A 16166-nucleotide genomic window follows, 5' to 3' on the forward strand; every position below is an offset into this window, starting at 1 on the left:
TAGTAACGTGATATCAAATGAAAGCCCGCCCGTGATCTCACAGGCGGGCATTTTTAATATTTCAGGTAAAATCGTTCTCGTCCTCCTCTTCCTCCTTTGAACGTGCATCCGCGGAGCCGGCAGGGAGCATCACGGTGAAGAGGGTGCCCGCGCCGGGCTTGCTTTTTACGAGCAATTGCCCGTTGTTGAGATGGGTGAATTCCTGGCAGAGCAAGAGCCCCAGGCCGCTGCCCCTTTCGCCGCCGGTGCCGTAGGAAGGAATGGTTTTTAAGGAGAACAGCTCGCCCATCTTCTCCGGTGGAATGCCGATGCCTTCGTCGTGCACGGTAAAGGTGACGGTTCCATTCTCCTGACCGGCCGCAACGTGAATATGGCCGCCGGGGTGGCTGAATTTGATGGCATTGCTGACGAGATTGCGGAGAATAACGGCTACCTGCTCCCGGTCTGCATACACAAAAATATCTCCCTGAATTTCCTGCGTTACCTGCAAAGACTTTCCTTCGATGCCCGGCTGGAACATCTGTATTATCTCATCGGTCAGCGGGGCGGGAGGGAAGTGTTCGGGCGCCGTTCTGATGCCGCGCATCTGCCCCATGCTCCAGCGCAGCATATTGTCGATCGACCCGCCGAGATGGTGCACTTTTTTGTACAGCTCTTCGGAAGCTTCAAGCATATTGCTTTCGTTGTATTCGCCTTTGCGGAACATGTCCAGCAGCAGTTCCAGCGTGGCAAGCGGCCCCCGGATGTCGTGCGCGATCACGGAGAACAGTTTTTCCTTGTCGCGGTTCAGCGCGGCGAGGGCCTGGCGCCTGGTCTCCAGTTCCTGCTGGTAATCGGCATGCACCTGCTTGAAATAGCTTAGCGCAAGGATGGGGAACATGAGGGCGCAGACCACGTTGAACACGATGCGGGGAACAGGTACCAGGCCGGGCAGGTCCCCGCCGGTGAAGTGAATGGCGAGGAAGGACGAAATGGTGATCAATGAAAGGCAGCCGATCAACCAGATGTTATCGTACACCAGGATGGTGACAATGAGGATGTTCAGCAGGAAATATTCCGCGCCGTTGCGGTAAACGAGGGCGGTAATGCTGTACAGCACAATGCTGTAAACGATCAGCAGCATCCGCGCGCTGAGGTAACGCTGCCGCTGGTGAAGCCAGAGCACGGCAAGGCTGCCCGCCACGTTCAGCCCGTTGAGGCAGCTTAACAGATACCTGCCCTGAATTGCGTTAAGAATACAGAAAAGGGACATCAGCGGCACCCAGGGAAGGGCCAGCAGGTTCAGCAGCCGCGTACGCCTGGCTTCAATAAAAGGCATTCCCTGCCGCACGCCAATATTGGCAATGCGCCTGAGTAAACTGCTGAACGGTAGCTGGGATAAAGCCGGCATAGGCGCAAAGATAAACATCCCGCGCCTACAGCAGGTAACGTTTCCGCATAAACCTGTACATTTGCCTCTTGAAAAATTGACCAGGATGGCAGACAGGTATTTCACCCGGCAGCAGTTTATCGCCAAATTCCCCGAAGAAGTGATCCTTGCGGCGGACGTATATAACAGGATGACCGGCAGCGGCTTTCCTGAATACGCGCTGGCGGAATTTGACGTGTATTTTATATCGGACGCGCAGGAGAAGCTGGAAAAGCTGGCCGCCTTCCTTACGGCAGTTTACGGGATGAAAACGAAATCCATCAGCCAGCAGAACGGCCAATGGGAGCTGGAAACGCTTTCCCCGAAGTTCCCGGTGGACGCGGATAACCTGCTGTGCTGGGCCATAGACCTGGCAATCAAAGGGTATGAGCACGACTGCAGGCTGGATGGCTACGGCACCTTTGCCGGGGCGGACAGCAAGGAATTCCAGGATGAATCCACCGGCCGGCTGGCCCATTATTTCGAGCTGGCCATGGAATCGTACCGGCAGCGGAACTTTGGCGCGGCCGTGATCAACTTTACAACGGCCATCCGCATTTTCCCGGAGAATGCGAATTCCTGGTATTCCAGGGCCATCGCCAAAGAGGAAATACTGCTGGGCGCCAAAGCCCGCGAAGATTACGATAAGGCCATCTCGCTTTCCCCCGAATTCAAAGAAGCATACATCAACCGCGCGGTGAACAAGGACGACGCCGGCGAATATGAAGCCGCCCTGCAGGACTACAACAAAGCCATCGAGCTGGATGCGCTCAACCCCATCGTGTATTTCAACCGGGGCAACACCCGGCAGCACCTCGGCGACCAGGCCGGCGCCTGCAGCGACTGGAAAAAAGCGAAAGACCTGGGCGCGGAGTACGCCGGGGCAAAGCTGGAGGAGTATTGTAAATAACAGGGACTATCTGTAGATTGCGTGTATTGAACTTCCACGTAAACGCCCTGCTTTCATGCGCAAATTTTCGAAAACGGTAATAGTCCTGGTGTTGCTGGCCGGTTTCAGCCTGTCCATGCTCCGGCCCGATACTTCGGTGATCGTTCCCTCCGCTAAAAGTTCCGGCCCTGTTACCTGCCTTCTTTCCGGCGAAATTGTGCAACCGGCAAAAACGCCGCGCTTCAAAGTACTGGCGCTGGCGGAGCCCGGCGGCCATCATATCGCTTACACACGAGCGGCAAAGCCCTGGCTGGACCAGCTGGCGGCAGACAGCAACTTCAGCATTCAATACATACAGAACACAGACCTGATCAATGAAGATTTCCTGGAGGATTTCCAGCTGTTCATCCAGCTGGACTACCCGCCTTATGCCTGGAAGCCTGCAGCCGAAAAGGCTTTCGAGGACTATATCCGCTCAGGGAAAGGCGGCTGGATCGGTTTCCATCACGCCACGCTGCTCGGCGAGTTCGACGGTTTTCCTATGTGGCAGTGGTTTTCGGACTTCATGGGCGGCATCCGTTTCAAAGATTATATCGCGGATTTTGCGAAAGGGAAAGTGGTGGTGGAAGACGCGGCGCATCCTGTCATGAAAGGAATTAAAAATGCTTTCTGGATAGAAAAGGAAGAATGGTATACCTACGACAGGAGCCCGCGCTTCAACGTGCATGTGATCGCCAGCGTGGATGAAAATACTTATTCCCCCGGTACCGCTAAAAAGATGGGCGACCATCCCGTGATCTGGAGCAACCCGCGTATGCCGGGAAAGAACGTCTACATTTTCATGGGCCATTCACCGGACCTTTTCCGCAATGCAGACTACACGGCCCTGTTCAGGAACGCTATTAGCTGGGCCGCGCAGCCGTAATGGGCAGAACGCGCATCCCCCTACACCCGCAAACGGTTCCTGCCTGCCTGTATCCGCACGCGCGGGCGGCCTCTGCCGGGCAGCAGCAGCAAATACCTGCGTATGAAAATGATCAACCTTGCCATGCTGTTTATTTATAACAGGAAAATACAGACGATATAAATGTCCCCGCGTCCGTATCGACCAACTGCCGGTAAGCCGGACCAACTGCGGCGCCGGGCGACGGAATTCAGTAGATAAGTTTCCTGAGATTCTCCGTGTAATTGCGCCCGATGCTCAGCTCCGTATCGTTTTGCATCACGACGAACATTTTGCTGATGTCCCGGTATGCTTCTTTAACGTGGAGGATATTCACGATATGCGAGCGGTGGATGCGGATGAACTTTTCCGGGTCCAGCCGCTTTTCCAGCGTACCGATGCCTTGTGAGCTGAGGTACGACTGCCCTTCCGTATGTATCTGGGTGTAATCCTTTTCCGCTTTCAGGTACAGGATATCGTCCACCGCGATATTCTTCAGGCGGTTGCCTTTTTCAACGAGTATGCGGCTGGGATAGTTGATGGTATTGGTTTCCGCGAGGAAGTGAAGGTTCTGGCCCTGCGTGTTCCTGCGCACTCTTTCCATAGCCAGGCTGAAGCGCTCCCTGGTATAGGGTTTCAGCAGGTAATCCAGCGCATTCAGCTCAAACGCGCGGATGGCAAACTGGTCGTAAGCCGTGGTGAACACGATGAGCGGTATGTGCGTGATCTCCTGCAACACCTGGAAGCCGTTGATGGCGGGCATCTGGATATCCAGGAATACGAGGTCCGGTTGGATGGCGTTAATATCCCGGATGGCCTCGGCACCGTTGCGGCATTCGCCTGAGACGGCGATCTCGGGGAAGTCCGCCAGGTATTCCCTGATCAGGAAACGGGATGCTTCCTCATCGTCTATGATCAATGCTGTTTTCCGTTGCATGGGCATTGGTATGAATGTAGAACGTAAATACCAGGCCCGAAGGCTGGTTGCGGGTGATATGTATGGTTTCCGAAAATAACAGTTCAAGCCGCTGGCGGGTATTCTTCAAGCCTACGCCGGGCGAAGCCAGCAGGTCCTGCGGATTGCCGGCATAACCCACGCCGGTATCGCTGATGATGATCTTCAGTTTCCCGGGGAGCTGTTCCACCGCAATGCTGATGCGCCCGCCGTCTATGCTTGGTGCAATCCCGTGCCTGACGGCGTTTTCCACCACAGGCTGCAGCAGCATGGACGGTACCAGGATATTGGCGGCCCCGTTCAGGGGCGAAATGTCGAACTGCAGCCGGTCTTTAAAACGCGAGTGCTCCACTTCCAGCATGGTGCGGATGAAGCGGATCTCTTCCTGCAACGGCACCCACTCGTGCTCGGTACAATACAGCGAATAACGGAAAGTATCCGCCAGCCGGGCGATCAGTTCCCGCGTGGATTCCTGTTCCGCCGGCACGCTGGCGCTGATGGAGTTGAGGGTGTTGAAAAGGAAATGCGGTTGTATCTGTGCTTTCAGCGCGTTGATCTCGCTGTTGAAAGCCAGGGCTGAGAGTTCCTTTTCCTTTTGCAGCTGCGATTCCCGCTCACGGTAAAAATGATAGACATGCAGCATGGCAAACACCTGGACATAAAAAACGAGGGTCGGGAAAAAGGTCAGCGCAAAATCTTTCAGCGAGATCACCGGGTGGCCGATGATCAGGTGGTATACGTCCATCATCACGAGCCATGCGATGATGTATACCGGGGCTGCATACAGGTGAAGCAGGAAGCGTTTCTTCAGCGGGCGGTCCCTGTACCGGCGGAAGATCAGCCACCACCCTGGCAGGCAGGCCAGGCCCATAGACGCCGAGTCCACCGCCACGGATATCAGCCACGTCGGAGCCACTTTCCTGGAGAGCGCCGTCGGCACCGCCAGAATCAGTCCCTGGCATGCGAATACCAGAAAATAGAGGATCATCTCCAGCCAGGTAACACCCATAAAAACTTTACGGTGAAAGAAAGACGGCCTGTTATCAGGGGTGGTTCGAGCCATGGTGAACGATACGGGGATTAAAAACGCAAAAATGGAATAAAATTTATTGGGAGCGGGGAATATTATACCAGTGGCAAAAGACGCGGGGCAGCGGTGGCCGGAATGGAAAAACGCCCTACTGGAGGGCGTTTTGTATTAAGGGTGGATTATTTCGCGGATCTTATCCTGGAGCCGGTAGGCATCGTCCATATCGTCCGGGTTGGGGGTGATGTTCTCTAATATCACCAGGCTCAGCTGCTGCTGCGGGTACCAGATGCAGGTGGAATGAAAGCCGCCCATATAACCGTTATGGCTCAGCTCGCCGTCCATGATCTGAATGCCGTAACCGTAACCCGCAGTTCCCCAGCGGTGCGGGGGCCGGGTAGAGGACGGGGTGATCATGAGGCGGTAGCTGCTGTCCTTCAATATCCTTCCGGTATGCAGCTGCTGATTCCAGCGGGTAAGGTCCTCCGCGGTGGAAACAATGCCGCCGCCCGGTATGGGTAAACGTGTATAGTCGAATGTGACGGGCTTGCCTTTTTCATAAGGCGTAACCAGGCGCTTTATACCTGTTGTAGTAGCCGTGCTGTGGCGCATGCCGCAGCGTTCGAACAATTCGGCCGCAAGTTCGCCGTAGGTTTTGCCGCTTGTTTTTTCCAGCACATCGGCCGCTACGCTGAAGGAAATGGTCGCATACTGGAATTTGCTGCCCGGTTTGAAAGCCAGCGGCTTTCCCCACATCACGATGCCGGAGGTATGGTTCAATATTTGATGCAATGTAACGCTGTCCGCCCATGTATCCGGGTAATCCGGCAGGTACCGGCGGATGGGGGTCTGTAGCTGTACAAGCCCTTTTTCCGCGGCCAGCAGCACCAGTACGGCGGTGATCTGTTTGCTGACGGAACCGATGATGAACTGGTCGCCCGTCTGTAAAGACGTATTGGTTTCAAGATTGGCGGATCCATGGCTTTTCAGGTACTGCATCTTCCCTTTTTGTGACACGGCCACTACGCCGCTGAAAGATTTGAGCTGAAGTACGGAATCCAAAGCTGACTGGGCAAAAGAGGAAAGGCTGATGAGGCAGCAGATCACCAGGACGGGTAAACGGTTCATGATTAACAGATGCGCAGGTTTTTAATGCGGGCTATCAAAACTACAGCAAAAAAACTGCAATTGTCAGGGCGTGAAAACTATTTTTCATGCATGATTATTTGCGTGAAGCCGGCTGCCGGCAAGGATAAAAAACGGATATTTAACCTACCAAAAAACTACGGTTATGACTACTGAACAAATTGCACAACGTCTGGTGGAATATTGCCGCAAAGGCGATTTCGAAGCGGCGCAGAAAGAACTTTTCGCTGATGATGTGGTGAGCGTTGAACCCTACGAAACGCCTGATTTTCCAAAAGAAGAAAAGGGGTTGGACAACATCATCAAAAAAGGTGAAAAGTTCAATTCCATGATCGAGGAAGTACATGAGATCTATGTAAATGAACCTGTTATTACCGGCAACATCATTGCTTTTGTATCGGGTATGGACTTGACCATGAAGGGCAGAGGCCGCGCGAAATGGGAGGAATTGTGCGTGTATACGGTGAAGGACGGGAAGATCATTTCCGAGCATTTCTTCATGTAACTATCCTGAACGTAGACTGATCCGTCTTATTCCGCTTTTATGCTTTTGGCGGGATTCGTTAACGCGGCCGCCATGGTATGCCAGGCCACCGTCGCCAATGCCAGGCAAAGAATGATCGCGGCCGTGAGCGCAAAGGTCCAGCCATTTACCTGGATGCTGTAGGCAAACTGCTGCAGCCAGCGCTGCATCACCCATGCCGCGGGCGGCGAAGCCACCAGCAGCGCAATCGCCACAGGTTGCAGGAATTGTCTGCCCATTAATACCGCCAGCCCCGGAACGCCGGCACCCAATACTTTCCGTATCCCAATTTCTTTGATCCGCTGGTGCGTGGAGAGGTGCGCGATGCCGAAGAGGCCCAGGCAGCAGATAAGCACAGACAATACGGTAGCGGCGGTGATGATCTTTTTCCAGCGAAGCTCCTGCTGGTAAGCTTTTGCATTCAGCTCATCCATGAACTGGTAGCCGAACACGGCTGTGGGCATGATCGTTTTATAGGTTTTTTCTAATGCCGCAAGAGCCTGCTGCTGGCGGTTTTTGTCGTACCTCACCCAGAAGCCGCCATTGTGCCACTCATGCCGGAACATGATCATCGGTTGCAGGCGGTGATGCAGCGAACCATTGTGGAAGTCTTTCACCACGCCCGTAACGGTACGCGGGATCTTGTCGAAGTATTCATTGGCAGCGATGGTCTGGCCGATAGGCTGCGCCCAGCCCGCGGCCTTCACGAAAGCTTCATTGACGAGGATGCCGTAAGGTTCCGCGGCGGATACGTTGCGCCCTGCTTTCAGCGGGATCTCCATCGTGGAGAGATACGCTTCGTCGATCACCATATGCACTGCTTCGATGTTGCGTTCTCCGGTTTTGGCAGTCATGGCCCCGGCGTCGCCGCCGAAGGTGACAGACAGGATGCCGGGCTCACGCAGCAGCTCCGAACGCAGGAATTGCTGAGCCGGTTTGGGATCACGGTTGCCCGCGATGTGCGAGCGGATCACCTGGTGGGGATTATAACCGAGGCTTTTGGTGCGGATGAATTCCATCTGCCGGTAATAGCTGAGCGAAGCGATGAGCAAGAATACGGCCAGCGAGAATTGCAGCACGACAAGGCTTTTACCGAACCAGCCTTTACCGCTGAGCTTAGGTTTGCGGTACAGTACCAAAGCGGGTTTGAATCCTGACAAGACGTAAGCCGGGTATATTCCCGCGAGGAAAATGATGCCCAGCTGTAATAATACCGCGTAACCTGCCAGTCCCGGCGCATCAGTAACCTGCAAATGTTTGCCGCTTAGCTCATTGAATACTGGCAAGGCTATCAGGGTAAAAACACCCGCAAGGATAAACGAAATAATGCAAACGATTGCTGATTCCAGGAGGAATTGAAGGATAATTTGGCCCCGGCTGCCGCCATTTAGCTTGCGTACAGCCACTTCTTTCGAGCGTTTGAGGGCGCCTGCATTCGTGATATGCACAAAATTGATCACCGCCATTAAAAGGATAAAGGCCGCAATACCCAGGAACAGCCTGGAATACACAGGATCGCTGCCGTTCACGATGCCGTTTTCCGTACTGCTTTTCTCCGCCTGCAAAGGGTTCAGGTGCACGTCTGTAAGTTTTTGCAGGCTGTAGCTTATCTGCGGGTCGAAAGGATGGTTGCTGCGCTGCTCGGTGGCGGCAGACTGGTAGATGCGGTTCATTTTATCCTCCACCGCCTTCAGGCTGGCGCCGGGTTGCAGTATAATGAAAGTACCGAGGTAAGCGTTCAGCCATGCTTCGTCCGTAAAGGAAAGCTGCAGGAAGCGGAAGTTCATCAGTACGTCGAACCGGATGGAAGAATGCGGCGGCGGATCCTGCACTACGCCCCGTATGGTAAGCGGTTTGCCCAGCTTTTGCGCCGACGGGTCCGCATCCAGGTATAAAGGCTGGCCGGTGACGTCCGTTCTGCCGAAAAGCTTCATGGCAGTGCTTTCCGTGATAACGGCCGCATCCGTTTCCTGCAGGGCCGTGGCTACATCGCCGGTGATGAGGGGGAATGTAAACGTCTCCAGGAAGTTCGGGTCAACGAACAGCTGCTGCAGGCGCAAAGCCTTGCTGCCTGTATGCATGTCGCCATAAATATCACCGCCCATGACGCGTGTGAATTGTTTTATTTCCGGTATCTGCGCCTTGAAAGCCGGTCCCTGTACCTGCCCAGTGCCGCCCGTGGTGCGCAGTGGAGCGCCCGCATCGGCCACCAGCGTGGTATTGATGCGATAAAGGTCGGAATGATGAAGGTGGAATTTGTCAAACCTTTGCTCATCCAGCATAAATAATACCGCGAGCAACATACAGGCAAGACCGGCGGCCAGCCCTATGGCATTAATGAACGTATATAATTTATGTTGCCAGAGATTGCGCAGGGCGATCCGGAGATAATTTGCAAGCATGGGCGGGTAAAATTTCACATAATATAATGACAAAAATTGATATTTTCCGTTCCATTTTTGATAGCTGAAACAAGCTACCGTAGCGGGTTTCTATGCATGTTTGTTCATAACTCCAACAAGAAAACACCATGAATCGGTAAAATGCTTGGAATTTTTTATTTCAATCGATTGTTTTTTATACATTTGTTAAAGCAGGAGTAGGATATTGCCAAAATCTGACCTACACACCAAACAAGAGACTAAACTTAAATCACAAAATCAAATCAGTTTCCACGTATGCAATCAACACAAAAACTGTTTCATATGTAAAGAAATGCAAACGTTTGCATTATCCTGACGGCATTTGTCCGTAATGTCCGCTAAGCAGTCGGGCCTTATCATTTTTATTGCTGATACATTCTCAAACTAAGCGTTATGTTCAAACATTCACCTCCTTTTTTACGCAGGCGTTCCTTTAGCCGTTTCTGCATGTTGCTGCTCGCGGCAGTATTCGTGGCAAACGCAGCCCGGGCACAGCAAAACTATGCCATTACCGGCCGCGTAACAGACGATCAGAAGGCTCCGCTCCCGGGCGTGAGCGTGGCCGTGAAAGGCACCTCCGCCGGCGCAGCCACTGATGCCAGTGGCAATTTCAACATTAAGAATGCACCGAATTCCTCCGGCATCCTGGTGATCACTTACATCGGCTACGCCACGCAGGAAGTGCCCTACACTTCGGGCACAGCAGTGCTGGTAACGCTCAAAACCGACCAGAAAGCGCTCGGCGAAGTGGTGGTAGTGGGTTACGGCACGCAAAAGAAAGTGAACCTGGTAGGCGCAGTGTCTGCCGTGAAGGTAGACGAAAAGATCACCAACCGTTCACTGCCCAACGCGTCCTCCGCACTCTCCGGCCTGGTACCCGGCCTGGCAGTTTCCCAGGGCAGCGGCATGGCTGGCCGCAACAGCGCCGCCCTCATCATCCGCGGCCTCGGCACGGTGAACAATGCCAACCCGCTGGTAGTGGTAGACGGTATGCCCGACGTGGACATCAACCGTCTTAACATGAATGACATCGAAAGCATTTCGGTGTTGAAAGATGCGACCTCCGCCTCTGTGTATGGTTCCCGCGCGGCCAACGGTGTTATCCTCATCACCACCAAATCCGGCAAAGGCCAGAAAAGGACCGCCATTAACTTCAACGGCACCTTCGGTGTACAGAAGCCCACCCGCGCATACGATTTCATGGCCAACTATCCGCGTGCACTCACCCTGCACCAGCGCCAGGCTTCAGTAGGCACTACCCGCTCCCAGTGGCTGTTTAAAGACGGCACCATCGACCAGTGGATGGCCCTCGGCATGATCGACCCGCTGAAGTACCCGAATACAGACTGGTGGGACGTTATTATCCGCGACGGCCAGATACAGAACTATAATATCTCCGCATCAGGCGGCAATGAACAGTCAAATTTCTTTATGTCCGTTGGCGTACTGGATGAAAAAGGCCTCCAGATCAACAACGACTACAAACAATATAACGCCCGCTTCAGCTACGACTATAAAGTGCGCAAGAACATGAATGCCGGTGTAAAATTCAACGGCAACTGGTCCAAAATGGTATATGCGCTGGAAGACGGTTTCACGGACGATAATTCCACCAATACCGCCGGGTTCGACATGCAGTATGCGATCGCGGGCATTACGCCTTACGATCCCGTTACCAACCGGTACGGCGGCGTAATGGCATATGGCGAAGACGCACAGGCGTATAATCCTTACACCGTGTACCAGAACACGCTGAACCGCCAGAACCGCCAGGAAGCCAATGGCCAGGTGTATTTCGACTGGTCGCCGATTGAAGGGTTGACCGGCAGGATAGACTATTCCCTGAACTACAACAACCAGTTCCGTTACAACGCCAACATTCCCAACCAGGCCTGGAACTTCCAGTCCAATTCACCCGGCAGCCGTGTATATGTTGGAGAGAACGCCGGCATCGGCAACTTCACCACCACCGGTTACAAAACCATGCTGACGGGCCGCATCAGCTACAACCGTACCATCGCGGACAACCACGAAATTTCGGTGCTGGGCGTATACAGCGAAGAGTACTGGAATACCCGCATACAGAACAGCAGCCGCAACGACAGGATACATCCTGACCTTCATGAAGTGGATGCGGCGCTCCCGGCTATCCAGAGCGCGTCCGGCAACTCCAGCACTGAGGGGCTGCGTTCTTACATCGGCCGTATCAATTATACCGCCTTTGAGAAATACCTGCTGGAAGCAAACTTCCGCTATGATGGTTCTTCCAAGTTCCTGCCAGGCAGCCGCTACGGTTTCTTCCCTTCAGTGGCAGTAGGCTGGCGCTTTACCGAAGAGAACTTCATCAAACCCATCACCGGCAAGATACTCAGCAGCGGTAAACTGAGAGCTTCTTACGGAAGCCTCGGCAATAACAGTGGTATTGACCGTTTCGAGCAAATGTCCACTTTATCTACCAGCCACTACATGCTGGGACAGGATATGATGAAGGGTTTTGTTTACCGCAAGCTGGTGAACCCGGACCTTACCTGGGAAACCTCCACGGTGCTCAACCTTGGCCTGGACCTTGGTTTCTTTGAAGGAAGGCTCACCGCTGAGCTGGATTATTATGACCGTCTGACCACGGACATGTTAAGGCCCTCGGACCTTTCCCTGCTGCTGTCCGGCGCATACGTTGCACCCCGCCAGAACATCGGCGAGCTGCGCAACCGCGGCGTGGAAGCAAACCTGACCTGGGCCGACAGGGTGGGGCAGTTCAATTACGGCGTGAACTTCAACGCGTCCTACAACAGGACCAATCTCGAAAAATGGAACGAGTTCCTGCCGAAAGGCTGGGTATTCCTGGATATGCCTTACCACTACCTGCTCACTTTCGAGGACATTGGTATTGCGAGAACCTGGCAGGACATTTATAACAATACCCCGCAGAGCGCATCTCCCGGCGACCTGCTCCGCAAGGACCTGAACGGCGACGGACAGATCACCGACGACGATAAAAAAGCCTATCCGAATGTTCAGCGCGACAGGCCTACCTCTAACTTTTCCTTCAGCGGCAATGTTGCCTGGAAAGGCATTGACGTGGCTTTCCTTATCACCGCCGCCACCGGCCGTAAAGATTACTGGATCAATAACTACAACAACGTAAACCCGTCCGCCGCGCGTTATGCATGGGGCTGGAACCAGTGGAACCTTCCCTGGAACCACGACAATCCCGACGGAGAGTGGCCCCGCCTTGGCGGCTCTGGCAATAACCGTTCAGAAACTTCATTCTGGCTGGACAACCTGAACTATATCCGTTTCAAGAATGTGCAGGTAGGATATTCCATTCCCGCCGACCTTCTGAAAAGACTGGGATTATACAGCTTCAGGATATTCGGTTCTGCTGAAAACCTTGGCACCATTACCAAATTCCGCGGCCTCGACCCGGAACTGACCGGCAACAGGAGTAATGCTTACCCGTTAAACAAGTCATATTCCTTCGGTATTAACGTAGGCCTTTAAAAAGTACGAAAATGAAAAGACAACGCATTCATATACAATTATTGGCGATAGCGGCAGGATGGTGTGTACTGGCTACATCCTGCGTGAAGGACCTGCTGGACCAGGAGCCTACCACGGAACTTCCTGAATCCCAGTTCTGGAAATCGGAAAAAGATGCAAAAGTAGCCGTGATGGGCGCGTATGCAGACGTCCGCCCGCTTTTTGACCGTGAATATTATTTCGACGGGCTGGCCGAATTCCAGCGCGTGAGAGGCACCAGTTCTACCGTGAACGACGACCTCAACAGCGGTTCGCTGCAAAAAGGCGGCGCTTATCCCACCGGCAACTGGAACCCGGCTTCACCTTCCGGTGGCGGCGACCGTTACGACAGGATGTTCCGTTACCTGTACGGCGGCGTGAACAGAACGAATTATGTGATAGAGAATGTTAAGACGCTCATCCCGAAAGTAGGCAACACAGCCATTCCCGAACTGGAAAGGATCATGGGCGAAGCGCGCCTGCTGAGGGGCCTGGTGTATTTCAGGCTGATCACGATGTGGGGCGATGTGCCTTACTTTACGCAGGTGATCAACCCAGGCAACCAGTATGAGATAGCCCAGATCACGCGTACGCCGATCAAGCAGATCAAGGATTCCATTTACGCCGATCTTACGTATGCTTTCGAAAAGCTGCCGCAGGCCTCTTCCGAACAGGGCCGTTTTACCAAAGCCTCCGCGCTTGCGCTCAGGGGAAAGCTGATGTTGTACTGGGCAAGCTGGAACGAGTATGGATGGCCTGAGTTGGAAACTTTTCAGCCCAGCCCGGCTGAAGCCACCGACGCCTATACGAAGGCCGCCGCCGACCTCAGGACGGTGTCCCTGGGAATGGGCCTCAATCTCTGGAGGAATGGCGATCCCGGTGAGATCGACACACTCGGCAAAGCGGAAATATTACCGAACTATTATTACCTCTTCACACCGGTGGCGAACGACAATAACACGGAATTTGTGCTGGCATTTACCCATGGCGGCATCAACACCGGCCAGGGAGAGGAGCTGATGCGCGATGTGGCCGGCCGTTCCCACGAAGGCTCACAGTGCTGGATGACCCCGCGCTTTGAAATTGCCGACCGCTACCAGCTGACCACCACCGGCGATTTCGCGCCGCCGCTGATCCCGCTGAAACCCAGCGTGGCCGATGCAAGAACCCGGCCCAACTCCGCGCTGAACCCGCTGAGCTACGCCAACAGGGACTACCGCATGAAGTCTTCCATCATGTGGGACTATGAGCTGAGCATCGCCTTCAACTCCCTGAAGTCGACCGGTTTCATTCCTTTCATCTACAACACCTGGAACTCGCCTAACATCGTGGTGAATGGCATCCGGTACGATAATGTATATAACACTGACGGTTGCAACACAGGCTACGTTTTCCGCAAATTCCTCCGCAATACCGCCGGCCTGGGCCGCAGCGATGGTAACTACACCTATCCCTGGATACGCCTGGCAGATGTGTACCTGATGTATGCGGAAGCATCCAACGCCATTGGCGGACCGAATGCGGAAGCTATTGAGTTGCTGAACAAGATACGCCGCCGTGGTAACCTGCCTCCTTTGGGAGCTGATAAAACCGCCAGCAAGGAAGCATTCTTCAACGCCATTGAACAGGAGCGCATCGTGGAGCTGTTCGCCGAAGGCCATCGTTTCTGGGACCTCCGCCGCTGGAGGGCAATAGAAAGGGTATTTGGTCCTACCGGCGGCCCTGGCCGCGATTTCCGCGATACCCATGGCGAGATCACCACAAGAGGCGTGTTTCAGAACCAGCAGGAAAGAGCATACCAGCGCGTGTACATTTTCAGGATACCGCTGGGAGAAAGGGAACGCAATCCCAAGCTCACACAGAACACACCATGGTTATAATTTAAAAATCCGAAGAGATGAAAAAATATATTTCAGCAATTTTCCTGGTAATGTTTTCCGCGATGATCTGGATGGGTTGTAAAAAAGACAATCCTGTAGATGAAGACGGACTCCTTATCACCACCCGTGCAGAATGTTTTGTGAGCAGCTTCGAGATGCTGGGTACGGACCACCTGGTGGTGCACAGCAAGCAGGCAGTGATCGACACCGTTGCGCAGACGATCAAAATGAATGTGAAATTCGGAACAGACCTCAAAAAGATCTGGCCCCGCTTCGGCCTGGCGCAGGATTGCAAGCTGGATCCGAAGATCACCACCTGGGTGGACTTTTCGGACACGACCACGCAAAGGTCCTGGACCGTGATATCCGGCAACAGGCAGGTAAAAAAGACCTACAAAGTGTTTGTATCGGTTGACAAATAATTGTCCTCTTAAAACAATGAATCATGACAGGAAAAATCTTTCAATATACAACAGCGCTTGCGGCAGCGGTACTGATGTTCGCATCGTGCAGCGATAAGGATTACGAGGTGCCGCAGCCCAAGAACGAGCTGCAGAACGACGCCATCAAACGCAGTATCGGTCCGTCCCTCGTTGGCGTCAGGATGGAGTTCGCATACGCTATTGCGCTCCCCGCCAGTAAAGGCAAGCTTGTTTCAGCGCAGGTGGAAGCGTCTATTGCAGGCGCTCCCGCCACTTACCTGGAGCACCGCTCGTTTTTCACGAATGGCGGCGGCCAGGATACCGGCGTAGTGGTAGCCAATCCTTCCGAGAACAAGGGGAACATCACCTCCGTGACCTTCACAAAAGACACGATGGCCGCCACCCTCCGGTATTATTATGTTCCCGGCGAAGAGGCCAGGGGAAAGGAAGTGAGCTTTAAATTCACCGCCACCGCCAGCAACGGGCAAACCGTGAGCTACGACCTTGGCCCTTTCAAAGTGGCCAATATGGAAATGAAGCTGGACATACCCGTGGCAGACGCCGGGGCCAGGTATATTTCCATCGCCGATATGGCGGCTTACAACCAGGCCGATGCCGCTGCGAATGCGGATAAGATCGACCTGGTATACCTGCACCGCACCACGCCTTCATCTTTCGGCCACGCGCTGGTGGCGCCGGCCGCCGACCCGCAGTACCTGCCCGGTATTACCCTGCCGGCGGGCGCGAACAGGAACACAAAACTGATGAAAGTATGGCAGCTGCGCGACCAGCAACTGTCACGCGACCAGTTTGGTATTTTTATTGACGACCTCGATTTCCAGAAGCTGGACCTCGGCGAAGGCGTGAACTACACACTTGGCCTGGCGAAGGACTATGGCGTGTGGCTGGAAACTGCCGACGGGAAATACCGGGCGTATGTCTTCGTCAATTCCGCGAGCAATCCCAACAAAACAGCGGTGATCAGCATCAAACGCTATACAATGAAGTAATGCAACGAACGGGGGCTGGCC

At 53.9% G+C, this 16166-nt stretch carries 12 protein-coding genes; 7 read left to right on the forward strand and 5 right to left on the reverse strand.

Annotation, left to right across the window (positions count from 1 at the left end; all coding sequences use genetic code 11):
* Positions 1 to 61: 61 nt before the first annotated feature.
* A complete protein-coding gene (locus ACTJIK_RS19825) occupies positions 62 to 1390 on the reverse strand; it encodes a sensor histidine kinase (protein ID WP_440649271.1) in 1329 nt (442 codons plus the stop codon).
* Positions 1391 to 1475: 85 nt separating this feature from the next.
* On the opposite strand from ACTJIK_RS19825, the gene ACTJIK_RS19830 reads away from it, so the two are divergent.
* Together ACTJIK_RS19830 and ACTJIK_RS19835 are read left to right on the forward strand one after the other, a co-directional pair.
* Positions 1476 to 2318, forward strand: a complete 843-nt coding sequence (locus ACTJIK_RS19830; protein WP_440649272.1) for a tetratricopeptide repeat protein — start codon at positions 1476 to 1478, stop codon at positions 2316 to 2318.
* A gap of 55 nt (positions 2319 to 2373) precedes the next feature.
* Positions 2374 to 3222, forward strand: coding sequence for a ThuA domain-containing protein (locus ACTJIK_RS19835; protein WP_440649273.1), 849 nt, complete (start codon positions 2374 to 2376; stop codon positions 3220 to 3222).
* Between the two features lie 229 nt (positions 3223 to 3451).
* Here ACTJIK_RS19835 and ACTJIK_RS19840 read toward each other — a convergent pair whose 3' ends face one another.
* From ACTJIK_RS19840 to ACTJIK_RS19850, 3 genes are all read right to left on the reverse strand, one after another.
* Complete coding sequence (locus tag ACTJIK_RS19840; RefSeq protein WP_440649274.1) at positions 3452 to 4177, reverse strand: LytR/AlgR family response regulator transcription factor; 726 nt, start codon at positions 4175 to 4177, stop codon at positions 3452 to 3454.
* Positions 4143 to 5258 (reverse strand): sensor histidine kinase, encoded by a 1116-nt coding sequence (locus tag ACTJIK_RS19845; protein WP_440649275.1) that lies wholly within the window; start codon positions 5256 to 5258, stop codon positions 4143 to 4145. The genes ACTJIK_RS19840 and ACTJIK_RS19845 overlap by 35 nt, the downstream gene beginning before the upstream one ends.
* 135 nt (positions 5259 to 5393) lie before the next feature.
* Complete coding sequence (locus tag ACTJIK_RS19850) at positions 5394 to 6350, reverse strand: serine hydrolase domain-containing protein (protein WP_440649276.1); 957 nt, start codon at positions 6348 to 6350, stop codon at positions 5394 to 5396.
* A gap of 163 nt (positions 6351 to 6513) precedes the next feature.
* Here ACTJIK_RS19850 and ACTJIK_RS19855 point away from each other — a divergent pair, with 163 nt between their 5' ends.
* Positions 6514 to 6873 (forward strand): SnoaL-like domain-containing protein, encoded by a 360-nt coding sequence (locus ACTJIK_RS19855; protein ID WP_440649277.1) that lies wholly within the window; start codon positions 6514 to 6516, stop codon positions 6871 to 6873.
* A 26-nt stretch (positions 6874 to 6899) separates the two neighbouring features.
* Here ACTJIK_RS19855 and ACTJIK_RS19860 read toward each other — a convergent pair whose 3' ends face one another.
* Positions 6900 to 9293 carry an ABC transporter permease gene (locus ACTJIK_RS19860; RefSeq protein WP_440649278.1) on the reverse strand — a complete coding sequence of 798 codons (2394 nt, stop codon included), beginning with the start codon at positions 9291 to 9293 and terminating at the stop codon, positions 6900 to 6902.
* A gap of 414 nt (positions 9294 to 9707) precedes the next feature.
* Between ACTJIK_RS19860 and ACTJIK_RS19865 the strand changes: the two genes are divergently transcribed.
* From ACTJIK_RS19865 to ACTJIK_RS19880, 4 genes are read left to right on the forward strand one after another with little or no spacing between them, the layout of a single operon-like run.
* The gene (locus ACTJIK_RS19865; RefSeq protein WP_440649279.1) at positions 9708 to 12815 is read left to right on the forward strand and encodes a SusC/RagA family TonB-linked outer membrane protein; all 3108 of its coding nucleotides are present in this window, start codon (positions 9708 to 9710) and stop codon (positions 12813 to 12815) included.
* An 11-nt stretch (positions 12816 to 12826) separates the two neighbouring features.
* A complete protein-coding gene (locus tag ACTJIK_RS19870) occupies positions 12827 to 14713 on the forward strand; it encodes a RagB/SusD family nutrient uptake outer membrane protein (protein ID WP_440649280.1) in 1887 nt (628 codons plus the stop codon).
* Between the two features lie 17 nt (positions 14714 to 14730).
* The gene (locus ACTJIK_RS19875) at positions 14731 to 15135 is read left to right on the forward strand and encodes a hypothetical protein (RefSeq protein WP_440649281.1); all 405 of its coding nucleotides are present in this window, start codon (positions 14731 to 14733) and stop codon (positions 15133 to 15135) included.
* 23 nt (positions 15136 to 15158) lie between these two features.
* Positions 15159 to 16145, forward strand: coding sequence for a DUF4466 family protein (locus tag ACTJIK_RS19880; RefSeq protein ID WP_440649282.1), 987 nt, complete (start codon positions 15159 to 15161; stop codon positions 16143 to 16145).
* Positions 16146 to 16166: the final 21 nt, after the last annotated feature.

This window comes from Chitinophaga sp. 22620, assembly GCF_052044405.1.
In the GTDB taxonomy this organism is placed as follows: domain Bacteria; phylum Bacteroidota; class Bacteroidia; order Chitinophagales; family Chitinophagaceae; genus Chitinophaga.